Raw genomic sequence first — 24,635 nt, forward strand, 5'->3', positions numbered from 1 at the left:
ATTTCACTAGACATCCCAACTTATGCACTGAATACGACTTTTCGAAGTCGCCACTGAGTTGGGGCTGTGCAATGACTGTCGTCGAATCCGAGGCAGAGCCGAATGGAACAGGATGTAGGTGAGTCGACGAGTGTCGACTCCGCGTTTGAAGGACTTAAACAGCGCGTTGAGACAGCCCTGCGCGATCCATTGGAAGAGCAATGGGACGAAGTGCTGGGGCAGTGGAAAGAGGCGTCTTCTTCCGAGCGTCAGGCCGTGCGTCAGTACGCGACCGAACTCCGCGACCGTATACTCGACAGTCTGCTGGCCGCCGACACCGCCGATGAGCTCAGGCGGGGCCTTGCCCTCGGGTACGCCGAGATGAAGTGCCACTGGACGATGCTCAACACGCGCATACAGCACCAGACTGCACAAACCGGTCGTCCAGAAGAGCCGCTCATCTATCGGGCGACCTGCGTGAGCCTTATTGTGCAGACCCTGGAGCCACTGCTCAGCCGAGAGCACGTGGAGGACCTTGCGTCCTTTCTGGCCGAGCCGCTCAGTTAACCAGGCCGGTCGTCCCGTCGACTCCATCGAAGAGTCTGGAAGAAGCCGGTTCAAGTCTGCTCCGTTGAGGGGGCGCCCGTTGCAAGGCGGGGGCGCCCTTTTCTACATTCTGTGCCACCGGCAGTGCTCGCGGCACCCCGGCGGGCGAACTTGAGCCCTCGACACGGACCTCACACAATGCCTCAGTCCCATGGAGTGGATCGCCTCCCCCGAAGCGTGGATCGCGCTCGGTGCGCTGACGGTCCTTGAGATCGTCTTGGGCATCGACAACATCGTATTTATCTCGATCCTGTCGAACAAGCTGCCCGCGAAGCAGCAGCCCCTCGCGCGGCGGGTTGGACTGGGATTGGCCCTTGCCGGGCGCGTCGTGCTTCTGCTCTCGATCAGCTGGGTGATGTCCCTCACCGCACCGCTCTTCTCGGTGCTGGCGCACGCCTTCAGTGGGCGCGACTTGATTTTGCTGATCGGCGGATTCTTTCTCATCGGCAAGGCGACGACGGAGATCCACGACAAATTGGAAGGGGAGGACGGGGCGACGGAGGCCCGGGCCGAGGTGACCTTCACGAGCGTCATTGCCCAAATCTTTCTGCTCGATCTCGTCTTCTCCCTGGATTCCGTGATTACGGCGGTGGGGATGGCCGAGCACGTCGAGGTCATGATCGCCGCCGTCACCATCGCCATCTTCATCATGATGGCGTCGGCGGAGACCATCTCGTCCTTCATCGAGGCGCACCCCACCCTGAAGATGTTGGCGCTGAGCTTTCTTCTCCTGATCGGGGTTACGCTCGTGGCGGAGGGGCTGGGGCAGCACATCCCGAAGGGCTACATCTACTCCGCGATGGCGTTCTCGGTGCTGGTGGAGGTGCTCAACCTGAGTGCTGTACGGGAGGACGAAGCGGCGGCGGAAGAACCGGTCCACCTGCACCGGCCCCGGCTGCGGCGGGCGGTGGAGCGCGCCGTGGAAGAAGAGCGTTGACTGTGCGAGGACGCCTGGCGAAACCGATGGTTTAGAAGGCGGCGGTCCAGTCGCTGTGGGTGTCGATCTGGCTCCGCACGAGGTCGGGACGCTCCTGGCCGGGGGTGCCGTCGGTCTCGTACGCGTCGAGGACGGCATCGGGATCGATGGGGCCCGGGGCAGTATCCTCGGCCGCAGCCTGCTGGTAGGCGGACCGGAAGGGCACGCCCTCCGCGACCTGCGCCAGCGCCCGCTGGGTAGCGAGGAGGGCTGGGGTGCACGCGGCCCGCGTCTGGTTGGGATTGAACGTGACGCCGCGAGCCACCTCGGTCAGCGCGGTGAGCACGTCGGAGGTCATCTCTACGCTGCGCATGGCCGCCGCTTTCGTGAGCTGGAGGTCGCGGTGGTACCCGCCGGGTAGGTTCGAGGGGCCGGTCGCGAGGTGTTGCATCTCGGCGGCGAGGCGGGGGTGATAGGCCCGCGCCAACTCCAGCACGTCCGGATTCTGCTTCTGCGGCATGATGCTGCTGCCGGTGCAGTGCTCCGGCGGCAGGTCCACGAAGTCGAACTCGGCGGTAGCGAAGAGGACGAGGTCGGACGCTAGCCGGTTGCAGGTGGCGCCGACCTGCGTGCAGGCGTGGCTAACGGCGAGTTCGTGCTTGCCCCGGCTCAGCTGCACGGCCGTGGCGTGGGTCTGCACGGTGCGGAAGCCGAGGCGGTCGGCCACGGCCGTGCGTGGCAGGTCGATTACGGGCACGCCGTAGCCCGCGGCGCTGCCGAGGGGGGAGACGTTGATCCGGCGGCGGGCGTGGCGGAGCGCATCGAGGTCGCCCGCCAGCGTCTCCGCGTACCCCAGTGCCCAGAGGGCGGCGGTAGACGGCATGGCCCGCTGCAGGTGGGTGTAGCCCGGCATGAGAACGTCCGGATGCCGGTCTGCGAGCTCGCACAGCACGTCGGCGAGGGCGGCGGCCTGGCCCCCGATTGTGGCGAGGGCGTCGCGGAGATAGAGCCGGAGTGCGGCGAGCACCTGGTCGTTGCGCGAGCGCCCCGTGTGCAGCTTCTCGCCGGCCGTCCCGGCGTGCTCGGTCACGAACCGCTCGATCACGGTGTGGCAGTCCTCGTCCTCGGGCGTGACGGTCACCTCTCCGTCGTCGAACGCGTCGAGGAGGGCGTCCAGCGCGCCGCCGATCCGCGTCCACTCCGTCTCCGAAAGCACGTCGATCTGGCGGAGGCCCCAGGCGTGGGCGCGGCTCGCCCGTACGTCATAGGGCAGCAGCAGGCGGTCCCATTCATAATCGTCTCCGACCGTAAACCGGTGGACCCAGTCCTCGGTGGGCGTCGTCGTGTCGTGGTCCCAGATCGGTGTGCTCATGGCATGCGTCTGTCCGGAGAAAGGAAAGTGGAGAGAATGCGTGCGCAGAGGGAGGAGACCGGCGGAGGAACGCCACCAGTAGGGTGTGGCGCTGTCGATCTCGTCGGTGTGCTCTCACGGGTGATCACGGGTGGTCGAAAAGTAGGCCCGGATCAAATCCCGGTAGACGACGACGGCCCGTCTCACCTCGTCCACCTCGATGCGCTCCGTGGCGGTGTGCGAGCGGGTGCTCGGGCCCGGTCCCATCTTGACCGTGGGCACGTCGTGAAGGAAGACCCAATCCGACGAGGTAGGAGACCCGAAGGGCTGGGCGTTGGGCCGGGCAGACTGGGCGGCCTGGGCGATCCGCGCGTCTCTGGGCGTGGCGCAGGGCACGAGGCGGTCGCTGTAGACCTCCACCTCCGCGTCCACCGCCTCGGACACCTGATCCGCAATCTCGTCGTGCGTGTAGGCGGGCGTGGTGCGGAGGTCGACGGTGAAGACGCAGTGCTCGGGCACCACGTTGTGTGCGTCGCCGCCCTCGATGGTGGTGACCGTCGCGGTTGGCGCACCGAGGTGCGGGGCCTCCCGGTTCAGGGGAAGGGCCTCGAGCTGCTGGATCGCCGCCAGGGCCGCCGGAATCGCGTTTTCGCCGAGATGCGACCGGCCGGCGTGCGCGGCCGTTCCTCGGGCGTGGATCTTGAGGATGAGCAGGCCCTTCTGCGCGACGCAGGGGCGAAGTGTGGTGGGTTCGCCTACGACGGCGGCGGAAAGGGACGGAAGTTCGGGACGGAGGTCCTGCAGCCCGTTTCTGACGCCGCCGGACTCCTCGTGCGTGGTGAGGCCGACGAGGAGCTGTCCATCGCTTGGGGCCCACCCCTCCGCCGCCAGGGAGAGCAGCGCCATCGTCATCGCGGCGCCGCTGGCCTTCGCGTCTACACTGCCCCGGCCGTAGAGGACGCCGTCGGTCTCGACCGGCTCGAACGGCTCGTACGGGTGGTCGCTCGACGGCGGCACGACGTCGAGGTGCGAGTTCAGCAGAAGCGTGTCCTCACCTGCGCCGACGCCGAAGGCGATGTTGTCGTCGTGCCGCAGCACGTCGACCCCGGCGCGCCGGACGTGGGCCTCCACGAAGTCGGCAATTGCCGCCTCCTCTCCGCTGAGGGAGGGGAAGCGGATGAGCTCCTTTAGAAGGTCAACGGCGTCGGTGGTGCTCGAAGAAGAGGAGGAGTGCATTGTATCAACCGGTTGGGACGATGGCTCGCGTTACTGGTGTCCCCGGCCCTCTCGTGGTTTGCAGGGCGAGACGAAGCCGGGGCAACGTCCGCCAGGCCGAACGATCCGTGGGTCACGATCGGCGCACGATTTCTGTTGCTCGGGACCGGGACAGAAGGTCGTCCGGACCGCAGATGTGAACCTCGCCGACGGGGCCGTCGAGGGCGTCGAGTGCCGTTTCGACCTTCACGCGCATGCCCCCATCGATCCAGCCGTCCGCGATTCCTTGCCTGGCGGTGGCCGGGGTGCAGGCGTTAAGGCGGGACTCGGGATTCCCGGCGTCCCGGCGCACGGCTCCCGCCTCGGTGACGTAGAGCAACTGCTCGGCCGCCAGGGCCTCAGCCAGCGCACGGGCAACCGTGTCGGCGTTCACGTTGTAGACCTGCCCCCCGTCGTCGATGCCGAGGGGGGCCACGACGGGAACCAGTGACCGATCCAGAAGCCCGTTCAGGAGCGACGGGTCCACGTGCTCGATGTCGCCGACCCATCCAAAATCGACGGTCTTTCCATTGACGTCCCACGCCGGACGCTTCGAGACCTGGACCAGGGCGGCGTCGGCCCCGGAGATCCCCACCGCGGTGAGGTCGTGCTGCTGTGCTTCTGAGACGAGGGTCGTGTTGAGCGAGCCCCGCATGGCCCACTGCGCAATCTTAAGGTCGAGGTCGGTCGTGATGCGGCGGCCCTGGACCCGCTCCGGCGTGTGGCCGAGTCGATCCGCGAGGGCGGTCATCTGCGTGCCGCCGCCGTGAACGAGCACCACCGGGGCGTCCTCGTGCAGCGCCTGCACGCCGGGCCACAGCCCTGTGGGTGCGCTCGCCTCATCGAGAAGCGATCCGCTAATCTTGATGACGGTCGGGGAGGGCTTTTGCGGAGGCATTGTCGCTGCGGTAGAGTCGCTTCGTTCGAAAACAGAGAGGAGGGCGTGGGGGAAGGCATTGCTGAGGGAGCCCCCAGTTGCCTCCACTCACTCCTCATTCTGCGGCCCCGTGATCAGAGGCTCCAGACGTACTCAAGCAGTGCTTTCTGCGCGTGAAGGCGATACTCGGCCTGGTCGAGGTGGGCGGCACGCGGACCGTCGAGCACCGCGTCGTCCACCACCACGTTGCGGCGCACGGGCAGGCAGTGCATGAAGAGGCCCTCCCGGCTGTGCGCCATCAGGTCCGCGGTGATGCGCCAGTCGGAGCGTGCCGCCCGGGCCTCGGACTCGGCCTCCGGGTTCTCGTACATGAGCGGGCCGCCCCACGACTTGGCGTAGACCACGTCGGCGTTCTCCGCCGCGGCCGCCTGGTCGCTTGTCGCCGAGACCGACCCGCCCTGCCCCTTGGCCAGCGCCTCCGCCTCGGCCATCACTTTCGGGGCCAGGGCGTGCGTGTCGGGGCGGGCCACGGTCACGTCCATGCCACAACGGGCCGCCGTGCGGAGTGCTGTGTTCGGCACGGCCATTGGCAGGGGCTTCGGGTGGGGGGCCCACGAGAGGACGAAGGTTTTGTCCGCGAGGTCCTCCCCGAACCGCTCGGTGAGCAGGGCCGCGTCGGAGAGGCCCTGGCACGGGTGCGCCCCGGCCGACTCCAGGTTGATGACTGGCACCGTCGCGTGCTCGGCGATGGTGCGGATGAGCGTGTCCTGCTCGTCCGCGGCGTAGTCGGTGCCGGAGGCGAAGACGCGGACGCCCAGGGCATCATGGTAGCGCGACAGCACGCCGATCGCGTCCCGGACGTGCTCGGCCGGGCCCCCATCCATCACGGCCCCCTCCGTCCACTCCAGATCCCAGCTCCCATTGCCCGGCACCAGGGTGGTATGGTGGGCCCCGAGGTGGGCGGCGGCCCCTTCCATCGAGGTGCGCGTGCGGAGCGAGGGGTTCATGAAGATAAGCCCGAGCGACGAGCCCGAAGCGGCCCCGGCGTGTAGGGTGTCGTCGTGTCGATGCTGCACGGCAGCGTGACGGAGGGCGTCCCAGGTCGCGTCCGAAAACGCGTCGACGCGGAGGACGTGCTGCAGATCGTCGTCCGTGTCGGAGGACGACGAGGTCGGCGTGGGTGGGGAGGTTGGCATTGGGGAAAAGCTTGTTGGCAGGTAGACGGTAGGAAAATCGGCGGCTTGCTGCGCCTCGGGGACGTCAGTGCGCTCCGGTAGTGACCGTGGTGGCGTCGAGGGCCGCGTGGAGCGCGTCCGCAAAGGCGGCCACGTCGTCGTCCGAGACGATGAGCGGGGGCATCAGGCGCATCACGTGCGGGTCCGACGAGCCACCGACGAGCACACCCTGATCGCGAAGCGCATCGATCACGGGCTCGACCGGCCGATCCAGATGGAGCCCCATCAGGCAACCGCGCCCGCGCACCTCCTCGACGACCGGCCCCACAGCCCCAGCCACCTGCTCGTGGATGTCGGTAGCCCGGGCCATCAGGTCGTCCTCGACCAGCGTCGTGAGGGTGGCCTCCACAGCCGCCATCGCGAGCATCCCCCCGCCGAACGTGGAGCCCTGGTCGCCGGTCTCGACGGTCGCGGCCACGGCGTCGTCCACGAGCACGGCGCTCACGGGCATTCCCGCGCCGAGGCTCTTGGCGAGCGCGACGAGGTCGGGCGTCGCCCCCAGTTGCTCACTCATGGAAAACGTGCCGGTCCGTCCCACGCCCGTCTGCACCTCGTCGAAAATCAGAAGCGTACCGTACTTGTCGCAGAGCGTGCGGAGGCCCTGCACGTAATCGGCGGGCATCGTCCGCATGCCGGCGATGCTCTGGATTGGCTCTAGGAGCACGGCCGCGATGTCCTCGGTGGCCAGCACTGCCTCCGCGGCGTCGAGGTCTCCCACCGGGACCCAGGTCGTCTCCGGGAGCACGTCCGCGTACGGCGCACGGTCCTTCTCGTCGTGCGTGGTGGCGAGGCTGCCGAGGGTACGTCCGTGCCAGCCCTGCTCCATCGCTACGATGCCGGACCGCCCCGTGTATTTCCGGGCCAGCTTCAGGGCCGTCTCGTTGGCCTCCGAGCCGGAGTTGGCGAAGAAGACGTTGCCGAGGCCGCTGGGAGCGAGTCCCGCCAGTCGCTGGGCGGCCCGGGCGCGGACCGGGCTGTGTGCGACGTTCGAGTAGAACATGAGCGTGTCCGCCTGGGCCTGCAGGGCCTCCACGACGGTTGGGGGGCAGTGGCCGAGCAGCGACACGCAGTGCCCCCCGTAAAAGTCGAGATACCGGGTGCCCTCGTCGTCCCATACGTAGGGTCCCTCCCCGCGCACGAGCGCCATGGGCATCTTGTCGTACGTCGGGATTTCGAGTTCCTGCTCCAGGTTGATCGTGTCTGTTGGGGGCATGGGGGCTGTTGGTATGTAGGTGTGAGGGAGCGTAGGAAAGCGGAAGCACGAGCGAGCGTGGAGAGGCACGTCTCCACCCGCTGCGTACGCATTCAAAGCGCGGGAGCGGAGCGCGGGGTAGGCACGAGGCCGGCGGTTTCGGGGAGGTCGAGCGTACGATTCAAGTTCTGCAGCGCCTGACTTGCAGCCCCCTTCAGGAGGTTGTCGAGGGCGAAGCCGACGATGAGGGTGGAGCCGTCTGTCTTCCAGCCGAGGTCGCAGAACGGGGTGCCCACCGTGGGCTGAAGCGCGGGCAATCCGTCCGGCGTGTGGCGGACGCAGGAGGCCTCGTCGTAGGCGGCGTCGTACTCCGCGGCTACGGCCCCTGGCTCGACGGGGGCGTCCCACTCGATATGGGCCGTGCCCCAGATTCCCCGTGTCCAAGGGCCGGAAGCGGGCACGAAGTCGAGCGACACGTGGTCGCCGAGCGTCTGCCGGATTTCGGGGCCGTGCTGGTGGCTCATCACCTTGTAGGGGCGCACGTTGCCGTCGCGGTCAGGAAAGTGAGTGGCCGAAGAGGGCCTGGCGCCCGAGCCGGACGCGCCCGTGAGGGCAGTCACGTGGGCGGTGAACGGAATTTCTTTCTGAGAAAGGGGGGCAAGCGCCAGCGTGATGCCGGTGGCGTAGCAGCCGGGATTGGCCACGAGCGACGCTCCCGTGATGTCGTCGCTCCACTCCGGCAGCCCGTATACGGCATCGGCCAGCAGGCCCGGGGCCGGATGCGTCGCGTCGAACCACTCGGGGTAGACCGCCGGGTTGCGGAAGCGAAAGTCGGCGCTCAGGTCCACGATGGGGCCGCCGAATCCGTGCTCCAACAGCGGGGGAATGACCTCCATACTCCGGCCGTGCTCCCCGGCCACGAGAAGTGCGTCGAGCGGCGAGGGGTCCAGGTCCTCCGGTGCGACGAAGACCTGATCGACCTGTTCACGCAGGGATGGATGCGCCGCGCCGACGGCCTGGCCGGCAAACGTCCGGCTGGTCACCGTGTGGAGTGCGGCGGCAGGGTGGCCGGCCAGCAGGCGGATGAGTTCCCCCCCCACGTAGCCGGCGCCGTGGAGGAGGCCGATGTGGGCAGTGTCGTTCATGGGTGCGGGGACGGGGCGAGCAGATTTCATGATGACTGAGATACGTGTTGGAAAGTGCCGCGTGGGCACAGGAGGCACCGGGCGGCTTGCACATCACGCCTCATGGTTCTTCACCGCCATGGCGAGGTTGCTGTCGGGTGCCGGCATGGAAGCAGCGGGCGTCCCCGGGCCGTCCGGCGCGACGGAGGCTGGAAGGGCTCGCACGACTGCATTCACGAGTCCGGTGCTTTGCTGCAGGGCGTTGAGGGCCGTCACGCCGAGCCGCTGCGTGATGTAGCGGCGCCCCACGTCGTTGTCGGTCACCGGTCCAGTCATTGCGGTGATGTCGGCGTGGTACCGCTCGCGGAAGGTGCGCTCGGCGGCCCACGCCCCGGCCAGGTCGGTGGCCGCCACCACGTGCGTTTCGATAAAGGACTGCAGTTCCATGTCTGTCAGGAGGTCGTCGACGCCGTAGTAGCCGACGAATCCGTCGCCCATTTCCGCCACAATCACGTCCAGGTCCTTCGTCTCATTGAGGTGGTGGATCACGCCCTTTGCGATGGGGGTGATCGCGTCTTCCACGGTGCAGGCAATGCCCGCGTCGGTGAAAGTGGACACGGCCGCGGCCCCGTGCTCCCGCATCCGGCGCACATCGCGCATGAGCGACGCCCCGGTGAGCTTGGCGGCGCCCACCCGGAGTCCGCGTTCCGAGAGCCCCTCGACAATCCGGCAGGCCGCCTCGGTCTTGCCCGTCTCCATGGCCGTGCCGCTGACCGTGACGAGGGGGACCGATCTCTCCAGGCGGTGCCGCATCTCCAGGGCGTCCTCCTGAATCCGGGCGTGTGTCCACTGGTCGTTCCGCCTCACCATCGCGGCCCCGAGCACCTCCACCGGCAGGGCCGGCCCGAGCTCCGGGTGCGCCGCGGTGCACTCGCCGATGAGCCCGCCCAGGTTGAGCACGTTCAGCGTATCGCCCGGGGCAATGTGGCGGGGGACCCGTCCGCTGTATCCCTTGAGTGCCTGCCGTCCGCCAAGGGTGCCCACGAGCACGTCGCCCTCTCGGACGTGCCGGAAGCTCCCATCCCTGCACTCGACTTCGTCGTACTGGTCTTTTTCGGCGAGCGCGCGGCCCACAATCACGTAGCCGTGCTGGGCCACGACGTACGGGGAGAGCGTGATGGGCGACTCGATGTCACAGTGGGCGGTGCTGGAGGCAATTTTGTCGACGGGTCCGGTCCGGAAGGCGTCGTCGGTCATGGGGGAGGAGCGTGGGTGTCTGAGAGTGTGGGGGCGGTGGAGATGCGCTATCCCGTGGTCGATTCGGCGAGCGGTGCTTCGGAGTGCGAAGAATCCGTGCCGGCGCGGGCCTTTTTGGCGAGAAGGGACGGAACGGCGGCGAGCGTGGTGTATCCCTCCGCGTCCCGTCCGTCCCACAGCGCATTTTCTTCGCCGTAGGTGGCCGTGCCGGCGTCGAACAACGAGTGTGGACTGTCGACGCCCTGCACCGTGGCCCGGCCCTTGAAGAGCTTTACCGTCACGGTGCCGGAGACGACGTCCTGACTGTGGTCGAGAAACGCCTCCACGTCCCGCATCACCGGATCGAAATACTGTCCCTCGTGGAGCAGGCGGCCGTACACGTCGCCGAGGGTGTGCTTCTGGACCTGCTGCTGCTCCGAGAGCACCACCTTCTCGAGCTCACGATGGGCCGCAATGAGGATCTGAGCCGCCGGCGCTTCGAATCCAACCCGTCCCTTGATGCCGAGGATGGTATCCCCCACGTGGACGTCGCGCCCGACCCCGTGGGCCCCGCCGATCTCGTTGAGCGTCTCGACGATCTCGACCCCCGAGCGAGACGTCCCGTCGACGGCGGCGGGAAGCCCATTCTCGAACGTGACCGTGAGGGTATGCGGCGTGTCCGGTGCCTGTGCAGGGGACGTCGTGTCCGGATAAGCGTCCTCCGGCAGCGGGGTCGTCGCCGTGAGGGTCTCCTTTCCGCCGATCGTGGTCCCCCAGAGCCCCCGGTTGATGGAGTAGTCGGTCGTGTCGGCCGGAACCGAAAAGCCGCGCTCCTCGAGATAGGCCGTCGACTCGTCGCGGGTAAGCCCACGGCTGCGGATGGGTGCGATCACGTCCGGGTCGTCGCCCACCAGCTGCAGGGCCACGTCGAACCGAACCTGATCGTTGCCGGCGCCGGTGGAGCCGTGGGCGACAGTCGAAGCGCCAACCGCCTGCGCGACCTCCGCCACGGCCCGTGCCTGCACGATGCGCTCCGGCCCCACGCACAGCGGATAGACGCCGCCCTTCAGGACGTTGCCCTTGATCAAGTAGCTTAGGTGGTCGTCGTAGAGCGGAGTCCGCCCGTCGACGAGGTGATGATGGTCCGCCCCGAGGTGCTGGGATCGGGCCTCGATTGCCGAACGGTCGTCGTCGGTGAGGCCGCCGGTGTCGACCGTCACGGTGTGGACCGGGGCGTCATGGGTTTCTTGCAGGTACGGAACGCAGAAGGAGGTATCGAGCCCTCCACTGAAGGCGAGAACGATGGGCATAGGGACAAAATTCGGTGTGAAACATAAAAAAGGCGCTGGCTCGTGAGAACCAGCGCCTTTGCAGGGAAGGCGGCGATGCCGCGTCAAATGGAGGATCAAGCCTTACTCATCTGACGACCGGACGCCGGTTCGAGCCGTGGAGGTGGGGTGCAGTCGTCGCACACGTCGGGCTCGGCGTCGGGTCGTTGTCGCAATGAGAGTCGGTTGGCGTGTCATAGTAGCTTCCACGATAGCGGGCGCCGCTGGGACTATCAAGCCGGCCGAGGCCCGATTCGATGACGAAGTTATGAAGGGAAGCGCTTTCAAGATCGCGTGATCGTCTGAGGTGGAGGCTGTCACCCCGTGTCGTGGGCGGGGTGGAGAGCGTTCAGATGGTGTTCAGAAGCCCGGCGCTGACGATCGCTACGGCGCCGTGGCCCGGAGCGTCCCCGTCACCCGCACCGTTCGGGAAGTCGTCAGGGAAGAGGCCTGCTCTGTCATTTCAAGGTCGAATGTCCCGCCTACGGCCTCCTTCTCGGCGTGGGTGACCGAGAAGTGCCCCTCTGTGGCCTCGAATCTATCGTTGGGCAGGGACAAGAACGCGACAAGTCCTGGAAGGCTGTCGGTCCGGGGGGCGTTGAGCAGGGAGGCCCGCACCACGTCGTAGCGGCCCGTTTCCACGTCGGGGGCCTCTCCCGTTCGGTGAGGCGCGAGTTCAATCGAGAGGCCGGGTTTGTCGCGGGCGCCCAGCTCAAGTCCCACGCGGGAATCGCGCGCCGAGCGAAGAACGGCGGGACCCGTGAGCGTGTCGGCAACGGCCCCACGCACCTGCAGGCGGTACCGTCCCGCGGCCACGTCGAGGTCGGAAGCATCGCCGCAGCCGGAGATCAGGAGGCCAAGGCAAAGGCCGGCGAGCGAGAGCGGCAGAGCGAGGCAGCGAGGCATAGGTTGGTGCTAGCAGAGGAACGGTGCTGAGTCGAAGCGAAGCCCTGACTCGGCGTGGTAGGCTCCTCGACAGCGGGCTACTGCGGTTGGGTCTCCATCGTCTGGAGGCGTTCCTTGGACTGCTCGTCCGCCGCGTCCACGTCCATGGGCGCGTCGTCGGAGATGGGGACCGCGTCGAGGATAAGGCGCGCGCTGCGGTTGTACGTGAAGTAGTTGTAGGCCCAGTTGACGAGGGCGCTGAGGCGATTGCGGAAGCCCACCAGCTTGGCAATGTGGATGACGACCCAGAGGAACCAGGCCATGAATCCCCGGAACGCGATGCCGCCCGCAAACTCGGCCACCGCCGCGTTCCGGCCGATTGTGGCCATCTGGCCGAGGTCCCAGTATTCGAACCGCTCTGAGTTTCCGTCACGGAGGCGGCGCTGAATCTGGTCCGCGGCGTGCCGTCCGCTCTGTATGGCGACCTGGGCGAGCTGGGGCTCGTACCCGTCCTCGCCCTCGATGGCGGCCATGTCGCCCACGACGTACACGTTCGGATGCTCGGGCACAGTCAGGTCCGGGCTCACAATGACCCGATCGCCTCGATCCTGCTCAGCGTCGAGCAAATTGGCCACCGGGCTCGCCTTCACACCGGCCGCCCAGACCAGCGTCTGCGTCGGAATCACTTGTCCGTCGGCGAGGTGAACCCGGTTGGGGTCGACGCGCTCGACGGCCGTGTTGGTTCGGACATCCACGCCGCGGGCCTCAAGGACCTGTCGGGTGTAGGCCCGCTGGGGGGCCTCGTAGGGAGGGAGTAGGTCCTCCTCCATCTCCAGGAGGAGGCAGCGGGCCTCCTCGCGTGTGTCAAACTGGGAGAAGTCGTCGTTGAGCGTGTCGAAGAGCTCCACGAACGCGCCCGCCATCTCGACGCCCGTCGGCCCCCCGCCCACCACGACGAAGGTGAGGGCGCCCTCTCCGGTGGCTTCCCGCTGCCGGTCGTACCGCTCGAACTGCCGCAGTACGCGATTGCGCAGGTTGACGGCGTCGGGCACATTCTTGAGGGGGTAGGCATGCTCCTCCACACCGGGGATCCCAAAGTCGGTCGACACGGCGCCCGCGGCCAGGATCAAGTGGTCGTACGAGAGCGACTCGCTGCCGTGCAGGCGCACCTGCTGACGAGAGGGATCGATATCCACCACAGTACCCAGGCGGAAGTTCACCGTCTCGTTGCCCTGGAAGATGTTGCGCACGTTGTGCGCGATGTCGTCCGGCTCCAGCCCCGCCATCGCCACCTCGTAGAGCAGTGGCTGAAACTTATGGTAGTTGTTGCGGTCGACGAGCGTGACGCGGACCGGAGCGTCGCGCAGCGTCTTGGCGGCCTCCAGGCCCGCAAATCCGGCCCCGACAATAACAATGTGGGGACGTTCGGACGTGGATGATGGTGTATCAAACGGCATAGAGGAAGGAGGAAGCGTGGAATAACACGTCTATCCGGAGCTGTACCGAGCAAGTTAGACGCCACACGCTCATTGCCTTTCCCTCGTCTCATCATCCAGTGCAAATTTCCCATTATCGTCACACTGGACAGGGGGCGAGCGAACGCGCTCGGTTTTCGGTGGATGCGTCGCTACGCGGAGTGGTCCCGGCCACACCTCCCCCGATCTTGTGGGCATGGATCGGGGGACGGCCTGTCAGAACAATTACTGATTTGAGGGCGGGACGGCGCGCATCCGCTCTTGATCACAGGCAGGGGTAGTGTGTCGCCCATTTCTCACGTGGTACGTTCAGGCAGTCGTACACCACCGACGCGCCCTCACAGGCTGCCCGGGCCTCTCGCTGTGGATTACGGGCCGTACCGAGCGGCCACGGTCAACAAGCTCGTTGATGACAGCCCGGCCTGTCCATGAACGTGGGTGTCTCGGCAATGGCGCCACGGCCTGAGAACTGTTTGGAAGGCCCAATGATCGCCCCGTAGAGAGAACCAGTGTGGGAGAACTGCCAGGGGTGTGGCAGTGGACCGGTCGTCTATATGCAACAAAATTGTTGGGAACTCCCCGTGCCTGTGGGGGCGATCGTGGACCTCCCCTGGCTTTCTGATTATACTTGCATCTGCGGGTTTTCCCTACGAAGTCGTTCTGTTCTCGTCATGCACAACCCGGTTACCCTTCGCTCGCCGCGCATCTACGTGAGCGTGCTTGCTTTCACCCTGTTGGCCGTCGCGGTAGGGGCGTGGAGCGGCGTATCCCTGGGGCCCTGGGCGCTGGGGGTCCTGTTTGTCGCCGTCGTTCTGACGGGCATGCCGCACGGGGCCATCGACCACCTCGTGGCGGCCCGGCTGTGGGGGCTCGACCAGACGTGGGCTGACCAGGCAAAATTTTATGGTGGATACCTCGCCTTGATGGCGCTTTACGGAGTGCTCTGGATTGTGACCCCGGCCTGGAGCCTCGGCCTCTTTCTGGTCATGACCATGTATCACTTCGGGCAGGCCGACCTGGCCTACTGGCGGCTTCCGCCGCTGTCCGCACGTCTTCTGTACCTGTCGCGCGGCCTGTTTCTTCTCGGCCTGCCCATCGTGGCCTTTCCGGAAATTGTCGCGCCCATTTTCGAAGCGATGGGGGACGTGCGCCTACTCAGCTGGCCGTTGGTGACGACGGCCCCGGGCGCGCTCTTCGCGGGCCTCGTCCTGCAGCACGCGGGGGCACTCGGAATGGGCCGGCTGTGGGCGGATCCGAGTGTAGACTGGGCCCTCGGACGGGAGGCGATCAACGTCGCGGTGCTCGCGACCCTGTTCGGGCTCGTCCACCCGCTCGTGGCCTTTGCCGTCTTCTTCGGGGGGTGGCACGCGCTGGGGCACATCCTGGAGCTTCTTCGCTTCTTCCAGCGGCGTGGAGACGTCATGTCGATGGCCCAGTTCTACCGCGAGGCGTTCCTCTTCACGGTGATTCCCTTTGTGGGGCTGGCGGGCCTCTACGCTGCCACGCAGTCGTTTGGGATGGAGGATCAGATGATTGCGCTTCTCTTTATTCTCATCGCCATCGTGACCCTCCCCCACATGGTGGTCGTTGAGAAGATGTACCGGGAGCGGGAAAAAGGCGCACCCCGGGCCGCCTCCTGATCCCACACAAATAAAAAAGGGCGTGGCAGTCGGCCACGCCCTTGGGGAGAAGAGAAGAGGGAGAAGGTTACATGCCTCCGTCGTTGGCCTCCGGGGGAAGCAGAACGCTATCGATGACGTGGATGACCCCGTTTGAGGCTTCGAGGTCGGTCTGGACAACGGTGGCGGTGTTCTGGCCCATCAGCTGAACGGTGCCGTCGTCGACCTGAACTTGAATAGAGCGCCCTTCAAAGGTCGGTACGGCGTCCGCGCCGGTGACGTCCGATGCCATGACCGCGCCACTCACGACGTGGTACCGCAGAATGGCCTGGAGCTGCTCCTTGTTTTCGGGCTGCAGGAGGGATTCGAGCTGACCGTCGGGCAGCGCATCAAACGCGGCGTCGGTGGGGGCGAAGACGGTGAACGGCCCCTCGCCCTTTAGGTCCTCCACGAGATCGGCCGCCTCTAGGGCCTGAGCTAGGGTGTTGAAGTCATCGGCCTGCACGGCCGTGTCGATGACGTCCGGCTGGTCGGCGCCCATGTCGTCCTGCTGGGCGACGGCCGGGCTGGCAAGAAGTGCGAGGCCGAGACCGAGAAGAAAGGCGAAGCGAGATGCGTAGGTATACATTGGCTGTTTGGGGTAGTTGAAAGAATTCATGGATATAGCCTAATCCCTAACCCGCAGAAATATTCCCCCTGACCGACGGGCCGACGCTATTGTTACAGCCAATGCTCGCCCTCACGGGTTCGTCGTGCCTCGGAGGTGGGACCGGCGCCGCCGCAGCCGCGCAGGTAAAGAACCTACGATCTGTCAGGACTCCCGAACACTGGTTTGCACGGCGCGTTACACCGCTGCAATGAGTATTGTTCATCCCCATCGCAACAGATCAATACAGCGTCGTGGCACAAGTGAATGAAGGAGACGAGGTCCAGGTCCACTACACGGGCAAACTGGAAGACGGCACAACGTTCGACGAGTCAGAGGAAGAGCCCCTGAGCTTTACTGTGGGGGAGAATCGTGTCATTCCGGGTTTTGAGGAGGCCGTGACGGGCATGGAGCCGGGCGACGAGAAGACCGTGGAGGTGGAGCCGGAGCAGGCCTACGGGGAGCACCGTGAAGACATGGTCATGGAAATGGACCACGACCAGATTCCCGACGAGGTGGAGCCGGAGGTCGGGCAGCAGCTTCAGCTGCGACTCGAAAACGGCCAAACCGTCCCGGTGCTTATCACGGCCCTCGGGGAAGACTCGGTAACCATCGACGCGAACCATCCGCTGGCGGGGCGCACGCTCATCTTCGACATTGAGGTGATAGACGTCGCTGAAGGCAGTGGCTCGCCCGACGGTGGAGGAGGCGACGGCGGCGGCAACATTGTGACGCCGTAGCCTCGAAGGACGGTCCGGACACGCTGGACATCGTCCCATTTCGGTACTTTCCGTGCCCCTGCATGGTTGATCTGTGCAGGGGCATTGCTGTGGGGAGCAGTTGGACAAGCGGCGGCGCAAGGGCCGAGCAATGTTCGTGTAACGGTGAGCGAGATGGACTCGGCACGAGAATCTTTCTCGCACGCCCGTTCCTACCTTAGTCCGGGAAAAACGTCACGGAGGTCCAGGTGATGAGGCCTCATTGCGCAGCGTTCGCGTGTTGTCTACCTTGTCGCGTTGCGTCGCCGTAAGAAGACAGGGGCCTTCGTTTTCCACCCGCTGCGCTTCTCATCTGTCGATTCAACCCCTTGATCATGTCTGCTCCCGATGCCGCGGCTCCCGCCGACCGCAGCCAGCGCCAGTACAACTTCTCGGCCGGGCCGGCCACACTTCCCGTAGAGGCGCTACGGGAGGTAGAAGACGAACTCCCCGTGTACAACCATGTGGGGGCTTCGGTGATGGAAATTAGCCACCGTTCGCCCGCGTACGACGAGGTTGAGGCGTCGGCCCGCGAGCACCTCCGCGCCCTGCTCGATCTGGATGACGACTGGCACATCCTCTTTCTGCAGGGCGGGGCCCGGATGCAATTCTACCAGGTGCCCCTCAACTTCCTACCCGAGGACGGCGTGGCCGACTACGTCGTGTCGGGGCGGTGGGGCGTGAAGGCAGTCGCGGAGGCCGAGCGGGTGGGCGGGGTGAACGTCGCGGCCTCCAGCGAGGACGCGGACTTTTCGTACGTGCCGGACGTAGCGGAATGGGATCTCACCCCGGACGCGGCGTACGTCCACACCACGACCAACGAAACGGTCAACGGCAACCAGATGACCGACGACCCGGTCCTCGACGTGCCCGTTGTCACTGACGCGTCGAGCGAGTTCCTGAGCCGCCCGATGGACCTGGAGGGCTATGGGCTCATCTATGCTGGGGCGCAGAAGAACGTTGGGCCGGCGGGCGTCACCGTTGTCCTGGTGCACGATGACTTCCTTCAGCGCCGCAAGCAGCCGTTGCCGACGATGCTCGACTATGGCACCCACGCGGAGCGCCGCTACAACACGCCGCCGGTCTTTGCCATCTACATGGTGGAGAAGGTGTGCCGCTGGCTTCGCAATCAGGGAGGCATCGACGCCATCCACGCCATCAACCGGCGGAAGGCGCGTATGCTCTACGACGCGATCGACGGGACCGATTTCTACCAGGGCACCGTCGAACCGGAGGACCGATCGACAATGAACGCCACGTTTCGGCTTCACGACCCGGACCTGGAGCCGGTCTTCCTGCAGAAGGCCGAGCAGCAGGGCCTACTCAGCCTGTCCGGGCACCGCTCCGTAGGTGGGGTTCGCGCCTCCATGTACAACGCCATGCCCGAGGAAGGCGTCCGGCGGCTCGTGCAGTTCATGGATGAGTTCGAGCGCACACACGGGTAGGGCCGAAACGGTGGGAGAGGGAAACAGGATGAGCACCCGGGTCCCTTGGGGAGCGGGGACGGTACGAGACTGTCTTTGAATCAACGACCACGGCGCAATGGCTCTCACGATTGGCGTCCCGCGCGAAACTGAACCGGGCGAAACCCGCGTCGCTCTGATCCCCGACGTGGCCGACCGCCTGTTGGCGACGGTGGACGGCCTGGAGATCCACGTAGAGGAGGGCGCTGGGCATGGGGCGCACCACACCGATGCCGACTACGACGCGGCGGGATGTTTGGTCGGGGGGCGGGACGAGACGTTCGACGCCGACATCATCGCGAAAGTGGCCCCCCCGTCCGACGACGAGGTGGAGCGGCTCGGCGACGAGCAGGTCCTCGTCGGGTTTCTTAGCCCGCTCGAACGCCCGGAGACCGCACGGGCGCTGGCGGACCAGGGCGTGACGACGCTGGCGATGGAGCTTGTGCCCCGCATCTCGCGGGCGCAGAAGCTCGACGCGCTCTCCGCCATGAGTTCGATTGGGGGGTACCGAGCGGCGATCGGGGCGGCCGAGCGACTGCCCAAGTTTTTCCCGCTTCTTACCACCGCCGCCGGCACGGTGCGCCCGGCCCGGGTGCTCGTGTTGGGGGCCGGCGTGGCGGGCCTACAGGCCATCGCCACCGCCAAGCGCCTGGGGGCGAAGGTCTTCGGGTACGACATCCGTGAGCCGACCCGGGAGGAGGTGGAAAGCCTCGGCGCGTCCTTCGTGGAGCTGGAGGTGGACATCGAGGCCGACCAGGACGAGAGCGGGTACGCGGAGCAGATGGAGAAGGAGAAGCAGGAGCGACAGCCCGAGCTCCTTCAGCCCCACCTCGCCGACGCCGACGTGGTGATTTCGACGGCCCTTATTCCCGGCAAGCCTGCCCCCTTGCTCATCAACGAGGAGGCCGTAGCGGCCATGGATCCGGGGTCGGTGATCGTCGACTTGGCCGCGCCCAACGGGGGCAACTGTGCCTTCACGGAGGCCGGGGAGGAAATCGTGGAGCACAACGTACAGATCCTGGGGCCCACCAACTTGCCCGCCGAAATGCCGGTCCACGCGAGCGAGCTCTACGCCAAGACCGTAGCGGCCATGATTGAGGAGGGACTGGAGGAGGACACGTTCGCGCCGGACTTCGGTGACGAGATCTTCGCAGAGTCATGCCTTACGCGTGACGGGACGGTACAGAATGATCGTGTCCGGGGGCTTCTGGAGACGGCGGACGAGGCGAAGGCGTGATCGCCAGCCCCGCAGTTCGCAGCGGGTGCCCGACCGGGGCGGACGCCTTCCCGTCCTGCGGTTTGTACCTCTACCCCGCCCGCCGGGCGCTGCCTCCCCTCGACGAACGCACTTGCTTTTCGACGAACGAATCCCAGCCGCCTCAGACACCATGCTCAACAACCTGATTATCTTTGTCCTCGCGGCGTTCCTGGGCACGGAAGTGCTGACCAAAGTGCCGCAGACCCTCCACACCCCACTCATGTCGGGTGCCAACGCGATCAGCGGCATTACGGTCGTGGGGGCGCTCGTGGCGGCGGGCATGACGACCGGGCCGTGGTCGACCTGGATCGGCTTCGGGGCGCTCGTGGTGGCTACCATCAATGTCGTCGGTGGCTTCCTAGTGACCGACCGCATGCTGAAGATGTTTGGCAAGAAGGAGGCGTCCCCTGCTCAGGTCGACGCCTCTGGGGCCGCCCCGCGGACCGACGGTGCGGCCGGATGACCCGCCCCTCGTGATGAGGGGCACCAAGTGAGGCCCGCATCACGACCCTGTGCCACGACGCTCAACGTCTTTCTTCCAATGCTTCAACGCCCCCTATGAAGACCGCGATCATCGACCTCGCGTACCTGCTCTCGGCGGTGCTCTTTGTGTTCGGGCTCAAGCGCATGCAGTCTCCCGTCACCGCCCGTACGGGCAACGCGCTGGCCTCCCTCGGCATGCTCGTCGCCGTCGTCGCGACCCTCTTTCTGCAAGAGATTCTGTCGTGGCCCATGATTCTGGGCGGCCTTGCATTGGGGGGGATGATCGGCGTGGCGCTGGCGCGGACGGTCGAGATGACGGCCATGCCGGAGCTGGTGGCCGTGTTCAACGGGTTCGGGGGGCTCGCCTCCGCGCTCGTGTCGGGGGCGGAGCTGTCTCAGTACGTGAGTGGGGACGTGTACGGGTTCGGGGCCGTCACGGCGGTGACCATCGCGCTCTCGATCCTAATTGGGACCGTCACCTTCTCGGGGAGCATTATCGCCAACGGCAAGCTGAGCGGCTGGATCACAGGCAGTCCCATTTCCTTCCCCGGCCTGCGGGTGCTGACGGGCCTTCTGCTCGTGGGGGCGGGCGTGGCGTTCGGCGTGATGGTGGCGTACGCGGAGGCCTTTCCCACGCTCGCCCGTCCTATGATCCTCGCGGCCCTCGGCCTGGGGGCTGCGGCCCTCTTGCTCGGCGTCCTGCTGGTCATTCCCATCGGCGGGGCCGATATGCCGGTGGTCGTGTCGCTTCTGAACTCGTATTCCGGCCTCGCGGCCGCCGCGGCCGGGTTTGTGCTGGACAACACGGCCCTCATCGTGAGCGGGACGCTCGTCGGGGCGGCGGGCATGATTCTGACCGTCCTCATGTGCGAGGCGATGAACCGCTCCCTGGCGAACGTCATGCTCGGCGGCTTCGGCGGGGGCGACGGGCCCGCGGCGGGGCTCGACGTGCCGGAGGGCAAGACGGTCAACGAGACGTCGCCGGACGACACGGCCATCCTGGCCCGCTACGCCGACAAGGTGGTCATCGCACCGGGCTACGGGCTGGCCGTGGCACAGGCGCAGCACGAGGTGCGTGAGCTGGCCGACCAGCTTGAAGCACAGGGCATCGAGGTGAGCTACGCGATCCACCCGGTAGCGGGGCGCATGCCGGGGCACATGAACGTGCTTCTCGCGGAGGCCAATGTCTCCTACGAGAAGCTCTTCGAGCTGGAGGACATCAACCCCGAGTTCTCGACGACGGACCTCGCCATCGTTGTGGGGGCCAACGACGTCGTCAACCCTGCGGCCCGTGACGATGAGGGCAGCCCGATCTACGGCATGCCGATCCTGAACGTCGACGACGCGGACACGGTCGTCATGATCAAGCGCAGCCTCAGCCCTGGCTACTCCGGCGTGCCCAACGAGCTATTCTACGCGGACGGCACGAAGATGCTCTTCAGCGATGCGAAGGAGGCGGTCGCCGAGATCACCGACGCGGTGAAGGAGATGGAGGAGGCGTAACGGGAGAGGTACAAACGTGCGACGTCGCCCGCCCCGAGCCCGCCTCTACACCGGGTCCTGAGAGCGCCTTGTTTCCAATAGGGGCTGCAGATCCCCCCAGACCTCGTCCGCGATGATGCGGTGGCCGGCCGCGGTGGGATGGATGCCGTCGTCCTGCATCAGAGAGTCGGACCCCGCGATGTCATTGAGGATGAACGGAATCAGCGTGACGCGGTCGTACGCCTCGGCGATCGTCGGATAGACCTGGCGGAACTGTCGCACGTACTCCTGCCCGAGGTTGGGAGGAACCTGCATGCCCGTCAGGAGGACGTGTGCCTCCGGGTACGTGCTTAGGGTCGTGTCGATGATGCTTCGTAGGTTCTCGCGGGTGACGCCCGGATCGATGCCGCGTAGGCCGTCATTGCCGCCTAGCTCCAGCACGAGCACGTCCACGGGCCTCTGCAACACCCATCCGATGCGTTGCAGGCCCCCCGCCGTGGTTTCTCCGCTCACGCCCGCGTTCTGAACCTGTACGTTCCACCCGAGGGAGTCGACCTCCCGCTGGAGAAGGGCGGGGAAGGCCTCCTGGGACGACACGCCGGACCCGGCGGCAATGCTGTTGCCGAGGACGAGCACACGCGCTTCCGCGTCGGTCGTGTCCGCCGCGTCCGATGCCGTGGTAGACTCGGTTGTGTCGGCCGACGAGGTGGCGGGCGCCGAAGTGGAACGATCTTGCCCGCAGGCCACCAGGCCCAGAACCCCTACGAGCAGAAACAGGTATATGCGGACGCTTGACATGAGCGAGGCGGGGCAGAGTGGCAAGAGCGAAGAGCGAGTTCGGCCCGCCGAACCGAAACCGATGCAGCAGGGTTTCCGGGACGTCGCGGTCGAGAACGCACACTCATCTTTTTCGCACCGATCTTTCCTTCGCGCCCATGAGCGAGACATCCGTTCTCCAGGTCGAGTCTCTGACAAAGACCTTCCCCAGCGGGGGGCGTACCCTGACGGTGATTGACGACGTAGGCTTTTCGGTGAATGAGGGCGATACCTGCTCCATCGTCGGCCCGTCGGGGAGTGGAAAGACGACCCTCTTGGGGCTTTGCGCCGGGCTCGACCAGCCGACGAGTGGCCGCGTGGAGCTTTGTGGAGTCGACCTCACCCCCCTCGACGAAGATGAGCGTGCCGAGGTACGCAACCGAAACGTCGGATTCGTCTTCCAGACCTTCCGCCTGCTCCCGACGCTCACGGCGCTGGAAAACGTCATGGTGCCGGCGGAGCTGCGGGGCGACGCCGACCCGCGTGCACGCGCCGCCGATTTGCTGGATGAGGTGGGGCTGGGCGATCGCCTCGACCACTACCCGTCGCAGCTCTCGGGCGGCGAGCGCCAGCGAGTGGCTATGGCCCGGGCCTTCATCAACCGCCCGCGCGTGCTGTTTGCCGACGAGCCGACGGGCAACCTCGACGCCGAGACGGCCGGCCGGATCGAAGATCTTCTCTTCGAACTGAACGAGACGGCCGGAACGACGCTGGTCCTGGTGTCCCACGACCAGGAGCTGGCCGCCCGTACAGAACGTATTCTGCACCTCCGCGGCGGCGAAGTCGTCGACGACGAGCGAGCCCCGGAACCGGCTGGTGTCGCCTAGCGGGCCACCTTCCGACCGGGCGTCTATCCCTGACAGCCGGAACGGAAGAAGGGGCCCAACGGACGAGGATAGCCGCCGGCGCCCCAGCAAGGAGCGGCCCCCGGGATCCACAGAGGGGCACCCTTCCTGGTCATGTTCGGCGCACGAGACCGCGAGGCTTGAAAGTAGACCCCTCAGAGAAGGGAGGAGGTTACTAGTTGAGTCCCAGCTGTGTCGATGCGTCCTTCACCAGCGCCTCGGCGGCCTCGATCGACTCCGCCTCCGAGTACACGCGCAGCACCGGTTCGGTGCCGGACGGGCGGATAAGCAGCCAGCCGCGGTCTGTGACGTGCTTGAAGCCGTCGAGCGTCTGCACCTCCTCAACGGCGTGGCCGTCCACCGAATCCAGGCCGCCCTGATTCTCGAGCTGGTCCAGCACGTCCGCCTTCTGGTCCTCGCGGATGTGGATGTCGTCGCGGTAGTTGTAGTGTGGGCCAAACTCCTCCAGCAACTCGTCTACGAGGGCGGAGAGGGTCATGCCGCGCTCCACCATCATTTCTACGATCAGGAGGCCGATGTAGACGCCGTCGCGCTCCGGGATGTGGCCGGCCGCTGCGATGCCGCCCGACTCCTCGCCGCCCACGAGCACGTCGCCCTCGGCCATCTTCGGGGCGATGTGCTTGAACCCAATCGGGGTCGTCTCTACGTCGAGCCCGTAGCGCTCGCCCATCTTGTCGAGCAGGTGGGTGGTGGAGAAGGTCTTCACGATCGAGCCGGTGAGGCCGCGCTCTTCATGGAGGTACTTCACGAGCAGGGCGAGGATGCGATGCGAACTGACGAAGTTACCGTCCTCGTCGACCATCCCGATCCGGTCGCCGTCGCCGTCGTTGGCGAGGCCGACCTCGGCGTCGCTACCGGCGACGGTGTCGGACAGCTCGCCCAGCCGGTCTGCGATCGGCTCCGGGGCCGTGCCGTGGAAGCCCGGGTTGAGGTCGTGGCGGAGAGACACCACGCCGTCCCCGAGGAGCGCCTCCACGAGTCCCTGTGCCGCGCCGAACATGGCGTCGTGGGCGATCGTGAGGTCGGCGTCCTGGATCGACGAGATGTTGAGTGCATCGCGCAGCGCGTCGAGGTACCCGCCCCGCACGTCATCGGTCTGAATCGTGCCGTCGGCGGCGAGGGTGCCGAACGGGGAAAGGGACGTGCCGTCTAGGTCGTGGTCCGGCACGGCCGCCTCCACGGACGCGATCATGTCCGGGGGCGCGGGGCCGCCGAAGTGCGCCTTAATTTTGTAGCCGTTGTAGGCGGGCGGGTTGTGGCTGGCCGTAATCACCACGCCGGCGTCGTGCCCGGCCGCCTGGGTGGCCCAGCTGACGGCCGGGGTGGAGACGATCGAGTCGGCCAGGGTGACCTCCACCCCTGCGTCCGCGAGCACGCGAGCCGTCCGTTCGGCAAATTCGGACCCGAGAAAACGGGTGTCGTGCCCGAGGACGATCGACGGCGAGTCGCCGTAGTCCTCATGCAGCCAGTTCGCGGTGGCCTGGGCCACGCGTTCGAGGTTGGCGAAGGTGTAGTCGTCGGCGATGACGGCCCGCCAGCCGTCGGTGCCGAATTCGATCGGCGTGTTGGCCATACTGGAAGGGAGGTCGGTGCGAGAAATGGCGATTGAAGATGTCGTCGGTGTCAAGGCAACATCCCTAAGAAAAGAAGCCGTCGGGGAAAAAGCCACCCTCCGTGTTTGCAGCTGGTGCGGGGACGGGACGTGAGGACGGGCGTACGAATGGACGTTGAAGGAAAAGCAAATCTCAGGAGAACGCACCGGAGAATTCTGCGTTGGGGTCGGCGG

At 66.3% G+C, this 24,635-nt stretch carries 22 protein-coding genes; 9 read left to right on the forward strand and 13 right to left on the reverse strand.

Translation table 11 applies throughout. The features are described 5' to 3' along the window. The first annotated feature begins 102 nt into the window (after nucleotides 1-102). Nucleotides 103-546 (forward strand): hypothetical protein, encoded by a 444-nt coding sequence (locus OJB03_RS06130; RefSeq protein WP_263786015.1) that lies wholly within the window; start codon nucleotides 103-105, stop codon nucleotides 544-546. Between the two features lie 190 nt (nucleotides 547-736). Beyond that, nucleotides 737-1,522 carry a TerC family protein gene (locus OJB03_RS06135; RefSeq protein ID WP_263786016.1) on the forward strand — a complete coding sequence of 262 codons (786 nt, stop codon included), beginning with the start codon at nucleotides 737-739 and terminating at the stop codon, nucleotides 1,520-1,522. 31 nt (nucleotides 1,523-1,553) lie between these two features. Here OJB03_RS06135 and argH read toward each other — a convergent pair whose 3' ends face one another. The 10 genes from argH to OJB03_RS06185 all read right to left on the reverse strand — a co-directional run bounded on the left by argH (nucleotide 1,554) and on the right by OJB03_RS06185 (nucleotide 13,440). Next, nucleotides 1,554-2,873 carry an argininosuccinate lyase gene (argH, locus tag OJB03_RS06140; RefSeq protein WP_263786017.1) on the reverse strand — a complete coding sequence of 440 codons (1,320 nt, stop codon included), beginning with the start codon at nucleotides 2,871-2,873 and terminating at the stop codon, nucleotides 1,554-1,556. 114 nt (nucleotides 2,874-2,987) lie between these two features. Further along, a complete protein-coding gene (locus tag OJB03_RS06145) occupies nucleotides 2,988-4,088 on the reverse strand; it encodes a M20/M25/M40 family metallo-hydrolase (RefSeq protein ID WP_263786018.1) in 1,101 nt (366 codons plus the stop codon). A gap of 112 nt (nucleotides 4,089-4,200) precedes the next feature. Further along, complete coding sequence (argB, locus tag OJB03_RS06150; RefSeq protein WP_263786019.1) at nucleotides 4,201-5,004, reverse strand: acetylglutamate kinase; 804 nt, start codon at nucleotides 5,002-5,004, stop codon at nucleotides 4,201-4,203. A gap of 113 nt (nucleotides 5,005-5,117) precedes the next feature. After that, complete coding sequence (locus tag OJB03_RS06155) at nucleotides 5,118-6,179, reverse strand: N-acetylornithine carbamoyltransferase (RefSeq protein WP_263786020.1); 1,062 nt, start codon at nucleotides 6,177-6,179, stop codon at nucleotides 5,118-5,120. A 64-nt stretch (nucleotides 6,180-6,243) separates the two neighbouring features. After that, complete coding sequence (locus OJB03_RS06160) at nucleotides 6,244-7,431, reverse strand: aspartate aminotransferase family protein (RefSeq protein WP_263786021.1); 1,188 nt, start codon at nucleotides 7,429-7,431, stop codon at nucleotides 6,244-6,246. Nucleotides 7,432-7,523: 92 nt separating this feature from the next. Continuing rightward, entirely contained in the window at nucleotides 7,524-8,555 is a 1,032-nt protein-coding gene (gene argC, locus OJB03_RS06165) for an N-acetyl-gamma-glutamyl-phosphate reductase (protein ID WP_263786022.1), read from the reverse strand. Nucleotides 8,556-8,648: 93 nt separating this feature from the next. Then, a complete protein-coding gene (locus OJB03_RS06170) occupies nucleotides 8,649-9,791 on the reverse strand; it encodes a P-loop NTPase family protein (RefSeq protein ID WP_263786023.1) in 1,143 nt (380 codons plus the stop codon). Nucleotides 9,792-9,838: 47 nt separating this feature from the next. Next, entirely contained in the window at nucleotides 9,839-11,080 is a 1,242-nt protein-coding gene (locus tag OJB03_RS06175; protein WP_263786024.1) for an argininosuccinate synthase, read from the reverse strand. Nucleotides 11,081-11,482: 402 nt separating this feature from the next. Further along, nucleotides 11,483-12,004: a hypothetical protein gene (locus OJB03_RS06180; protein ID WP_263786025.1), complete on the reverse strand. Its 522-nt coding sequence runs from the start codon at nucleotides 12,002-12,004 to the stop codon at nucleotides 11,483-11,485. 77 nt (nucleotides 12,005-12,081) lie between these two features. Continuing rightward, nucleotides 12,082-13,440: an NAD(P)/FAD-dependent oxidoreductase gene (locus OJB03_RS06185; RefSeq protein WP_263786026.1), complete on the reverse strand. Its 1,359-nt coding sequence runs from the start codon at nucleotides 13,438-13,440 to the stop codon at nucleotides 12,082-12,084. A gap of 689 nt (nucleotides 13,441-14,129) precedes the next feature. Between OJB03_RS06185 and OJB03_RS06190 the strand changes: the two genes are divergently transcribed. Further along, a complete protein-coding gene (locus tag OJB03_RS06190; RefSeq protein ID WP_263786027.1) occupies nucleotides 14,130-15,098 on the forward strand; it encodes a Brp/Blh family beta-carotene 15,15'-dioxygenase in 969 nt (322 codons plus the stop codon). Between the two features lie 67 nt (nucleotides 15,099-15,165). On the opposite strand, the gene OJB03_RS06195 is transcribed toward OJB03_RS06190, so the two are convergent. Continuing rightward, entirely contained in the window at nucleotides 15,166-15,705 is a 540-nt protein-coding gene (locus OJB03_RS06195) for a fasciclin domain-containing protein (RefSeq protein WP_263786028.1), read from the reverse strand. A gap of 272 nt (nucleotides 15,706-15,977) precedes the next feature. Here OJB03_RS06195 and OJB03_RS06200 point away from each other — a divergent pair, with 272 nt between their 5' ends. The 5 genes from OJB03_RS06200 to OJB03_RS06220 all read left to right on the forward strand — a co-directional run bounded on the left by OJB03_RS06200 (nucleotide 15,978) and on the right by OJB03_RS06220 (nucleotide 21,188). Next, the gene (locus OJB03_RS06200; protein WP_263786029.1) at nucleotides 15,978-16,463 is read left to right on the forward strand and encodes an FKBP-type peptidyl-prolyl cis-trans isomerase; all 486 of its coding nucleotides are present in this window, start codon (nucleotides 15,978-15,980) and stop codon (nucleotides 16,461-16,463) included. 353 nt (nucleotides 16,464-16,816) lie between these two features. Next, nucleotides 16,817-17,926: a 3-phosphoserine/phosphohydroxythreonine transaminase gene (gene serC, locus OJB03_RS06205; RefSeq protein WP_263786030.1), complete on the forward strand. Its 1,110-nt coding sequence runs from the start codon at nucleotides 16,817-16,819 to the stop codon at nucleotides 17,924-17,926. Nucleotides 17,927-18,023: 97 nt separating this feature from the next. Beyond that, entirely contained in the window at nucleotides 18,024-19,181 is a 1,158-nt protein-coding gene (locus OJB03_RS06210; protein ID WP_263786031.1) for a Re/Si-specific NAD(P)(+) transhydrogenase subunit alpha, read from the forward strand. A gap of 151 nt (nucleotides 19,182-19,332) precedes the next feature. Further along, complete coding sequence (locus OJB03_RS06215) at nucleotides 19,333-19,665, forward strand: NAD(P) transhydrogenase subunit alpha part 2 (RefSeq protein ID WP_263786032.1); 333 nt, start codon at nucleotides 19,333-19,335, stop codon at nucleotides 19,663-19,665. 95 nt (nucleotides 19,666-19,760) lie between these two features. Further along, a complete protein-coding gene (locus tag OJB03_RS06220; protein ID WP_263786033.1) occupies nucleotides 19,761-21,188 on the forward strand; it encodes an NAD(P)(+) transhydrogenase (Re/Si-specific) subunit beta in 1,428 nt (475 codons plus the stop codon). A gap of 45 nt (nucleotides 21,189-21,233) precedes the next feature. Here OJB03_RS06220 and OJB03_RS06225 read toward each other — a convergent pair whose 3' ends face one another. Next, a complete protein-coding gene (locus tag OJB03_RS06225; protein ID WP_263786034.1) occupies nucleotides 21,234-21,965 on the reverse strand; it encodes an arylesterase in 732 nt (243 codons plus the stop codon). 137 nt (nucleotides 21,966-22,102) lie between these two features. Here OJB03_RS06225 and OJB03_RS06230 point away from each other — a divergent pair, with 137 nt between their 5' ends. Then, the gene (locus OJB03_RS06230) at nucleotides 22,103-22,810 is read left to right on the forward strand and encodes an ABC transporter ATP-binding protein (RefSeq protein WP_263786035.1); all 708 of its coding nucleotides are present in this window, start codon (nucleotides 22,103-22,105) and stop codon (nucleotides 22,808-22,810) included. A 193-nt stretch (nucleotides 22,811-23,003) separates the two neighbouring features. Here the strand turns inward: OJB03_RS06230 and OJB03_RS06235 are convergent, their stop codons facing one another. Further along, nucleotides 23,004-24,422, reverse strand: coding sequence for a phosphoglucomutase/phosphomannomutase family protein (locus OJB03_RS06235; RefSeq protein WP_263786036.1), 1,419 nt, complete (start codon nucleotides 24,420-24,422; stop codon nucleotides 23,004-23,006). Nucleotides 24,423-24,635 lie beyond the last annotated feature (213 nt).

It is taken from the genome of Salinibacter grassmerensis, assembly GCF_947077765.1.
GTDB lineage: Bacteria > Bacteroidota > Rhodothermia > Rhodothermales > Salinibacteraceae > Salinibacter > Salinibacter grassmerensis.

What these genes read in the sequence shown, in the direction of transcription:
- OJB03_RS06135 (WP_263786016.1), top strand. Translation starts at nt 737, where the DNA reads ATGGAGTGGATCGCCTCCCCCGAAGCGTGGATCGCGCTCGGTGCGCTG.
- OJB03_RS06195 (WP_263786028.1), bottom strand. Translation starts at nt 15,705, where the DNA reads ATGTATACCTACGCATCTCGCTTCGCCTTTCTTCTCGGTCTCGGCCTC.
- OJB03_RS06170 (WP_263786023.1), bottom strand. Translation starts at nt 9,791, where the DNA reads ATGACCGACGACGCCTTCCGGACCGGACCCGTCGACAAAATTGCCTCC.
- OJB03_RS06185 (WP_263786026.1), bottom strand. Translation starts at nt 13,440, where the DNA reads ATGCCGTTTGATACACCATCATCCACGTCCGAACGTCCCCACATTGTT.
- OJB03_RS06210 (WP_263786031.1), top strand. Translation starts at nt 18,024, where the DNA reads ATGGCTCTCACGATTGGCGTCCCGCGCGAAACTGAACCGGGCGAAACC.
- OJB03_RS06130 (WP_263786015.1), top strand. Translation starts at nt 103, where the DNA reads ATGGAACAGGATGTAGGTGAGTCGACGAGTGTCGACTCCGCGTTTGAA.
- OJB03_RS06215 (WP_263786032.1), top strand. Translation starts at nt 19,333, where the DNA reads ATGCTCAACAACCTGATTATCTTTGTCCTCGCGGCGTTCCTGGGCACG.
- argC (WP_263786022.1), bottom strand. Translation starts at nt 8,555, where the DNA reads ATGAACGACACTGCCCACATCGGCCTCCTCCACGGCGCCGGCTACGTG.
- OJB03_RS06220 (WP_263786033.1), top strand. Translation starts at nt 19,761, where the DNA reads ATGAAGACCGCGATCATCGACCTCGCGTACCTGCTCTCGGCGGTGCTC.
- OJB03_RS06190 (WP_263786027.1), top strand. Translation starts at nt 14,130, where the DNA reads ATGCACAACCCGGTTACCCTTCGCTCGCCGCGCATCTACGTGAGCGTG.
- OJB03_RS06155 (WP_263786020.1), bottom strand. Translation starts at nt 6,179, where the DNA reads ATGCCAACCTCCCCACCCACGCCGACCTCGTCGTCCTCCGACACGGAC.
- OJB03_RS06180 (WP_263786025.1), bottom strand. Translation starts at nt 12,004, where the DNA reads ATGCCTCGCTGCCTCGCTCTGCCGCTCTCGCTCGCCGGCCTTTGCCTT.
- OJB03_RS06230 (WP_263786035.1), top strand. Translation starts at nt 22,103, where the DNA reads ATGAGCGAGACATCCGTTCTCCAGGTCGAGTCTCTGACAAAGACCTTC.
- OJB03_RS06145 (WP_263786018.1), bottom strand. Translation starts at nt 4,088, where the DNA reads ATGCACTCCTCCTCTTCTTCGAGCACCACCGACGCCGTTGACCTTCTA.
- argB (WP_263786019.1), bottom strand. Translation starts at nt 5,004, where the DNA reads ATGCCTCCGCAAAAGCCCTCCCCGACCGTCATCAAGATTAGCGGATCG.
- serC (WP_263786030.1), top strand. Translation starts at nt 16,817, where the DNA reads ATGTCTGCTCCCGATGCCGCGGCTCCCGCCGACCGCAGCCAGCGCCAG.
- OJB03_RS06175 (WP_263786024.1), bottom strand. Translation starts at nt 11,080, where the DNA reads ATGCCCATCGTTCTCGCCTTCAGTGGAGGGCTCGATACCTCCTTCTGC.
- OJB03_RS06160 (WP_263786021.1), bottom strand. Translation starts at nt 7,431, where the DNA reads ATGCCCCCAACAGACACGATCAACCTGGAGCAGGAACTCGAAATCCCG.
- OJB03_RS06235 (WP_263786036.1), bottom strand. Translation starts at nt 24,422, where the DNA reads ATGGCCAACACGCCGATCGAATTCGGCACCGACGGCTGGCGGGCCGTC.
- OJB03_RS06225 (WP_263786034.1), bottom strand. Translation starts at nt 21,965, where the DNA reads ATGTCAAGCGTCCGCATATACCTGTTTCTGCTCGTAGGGGTTCTGGGC.
- argH (WP_263786017.1), bottom strand. Translation starts at nt 2,873, where the DNA reads ATGAGCACACCGATCTGGGACCACGACACGACGACGCCCACCGAGGAC.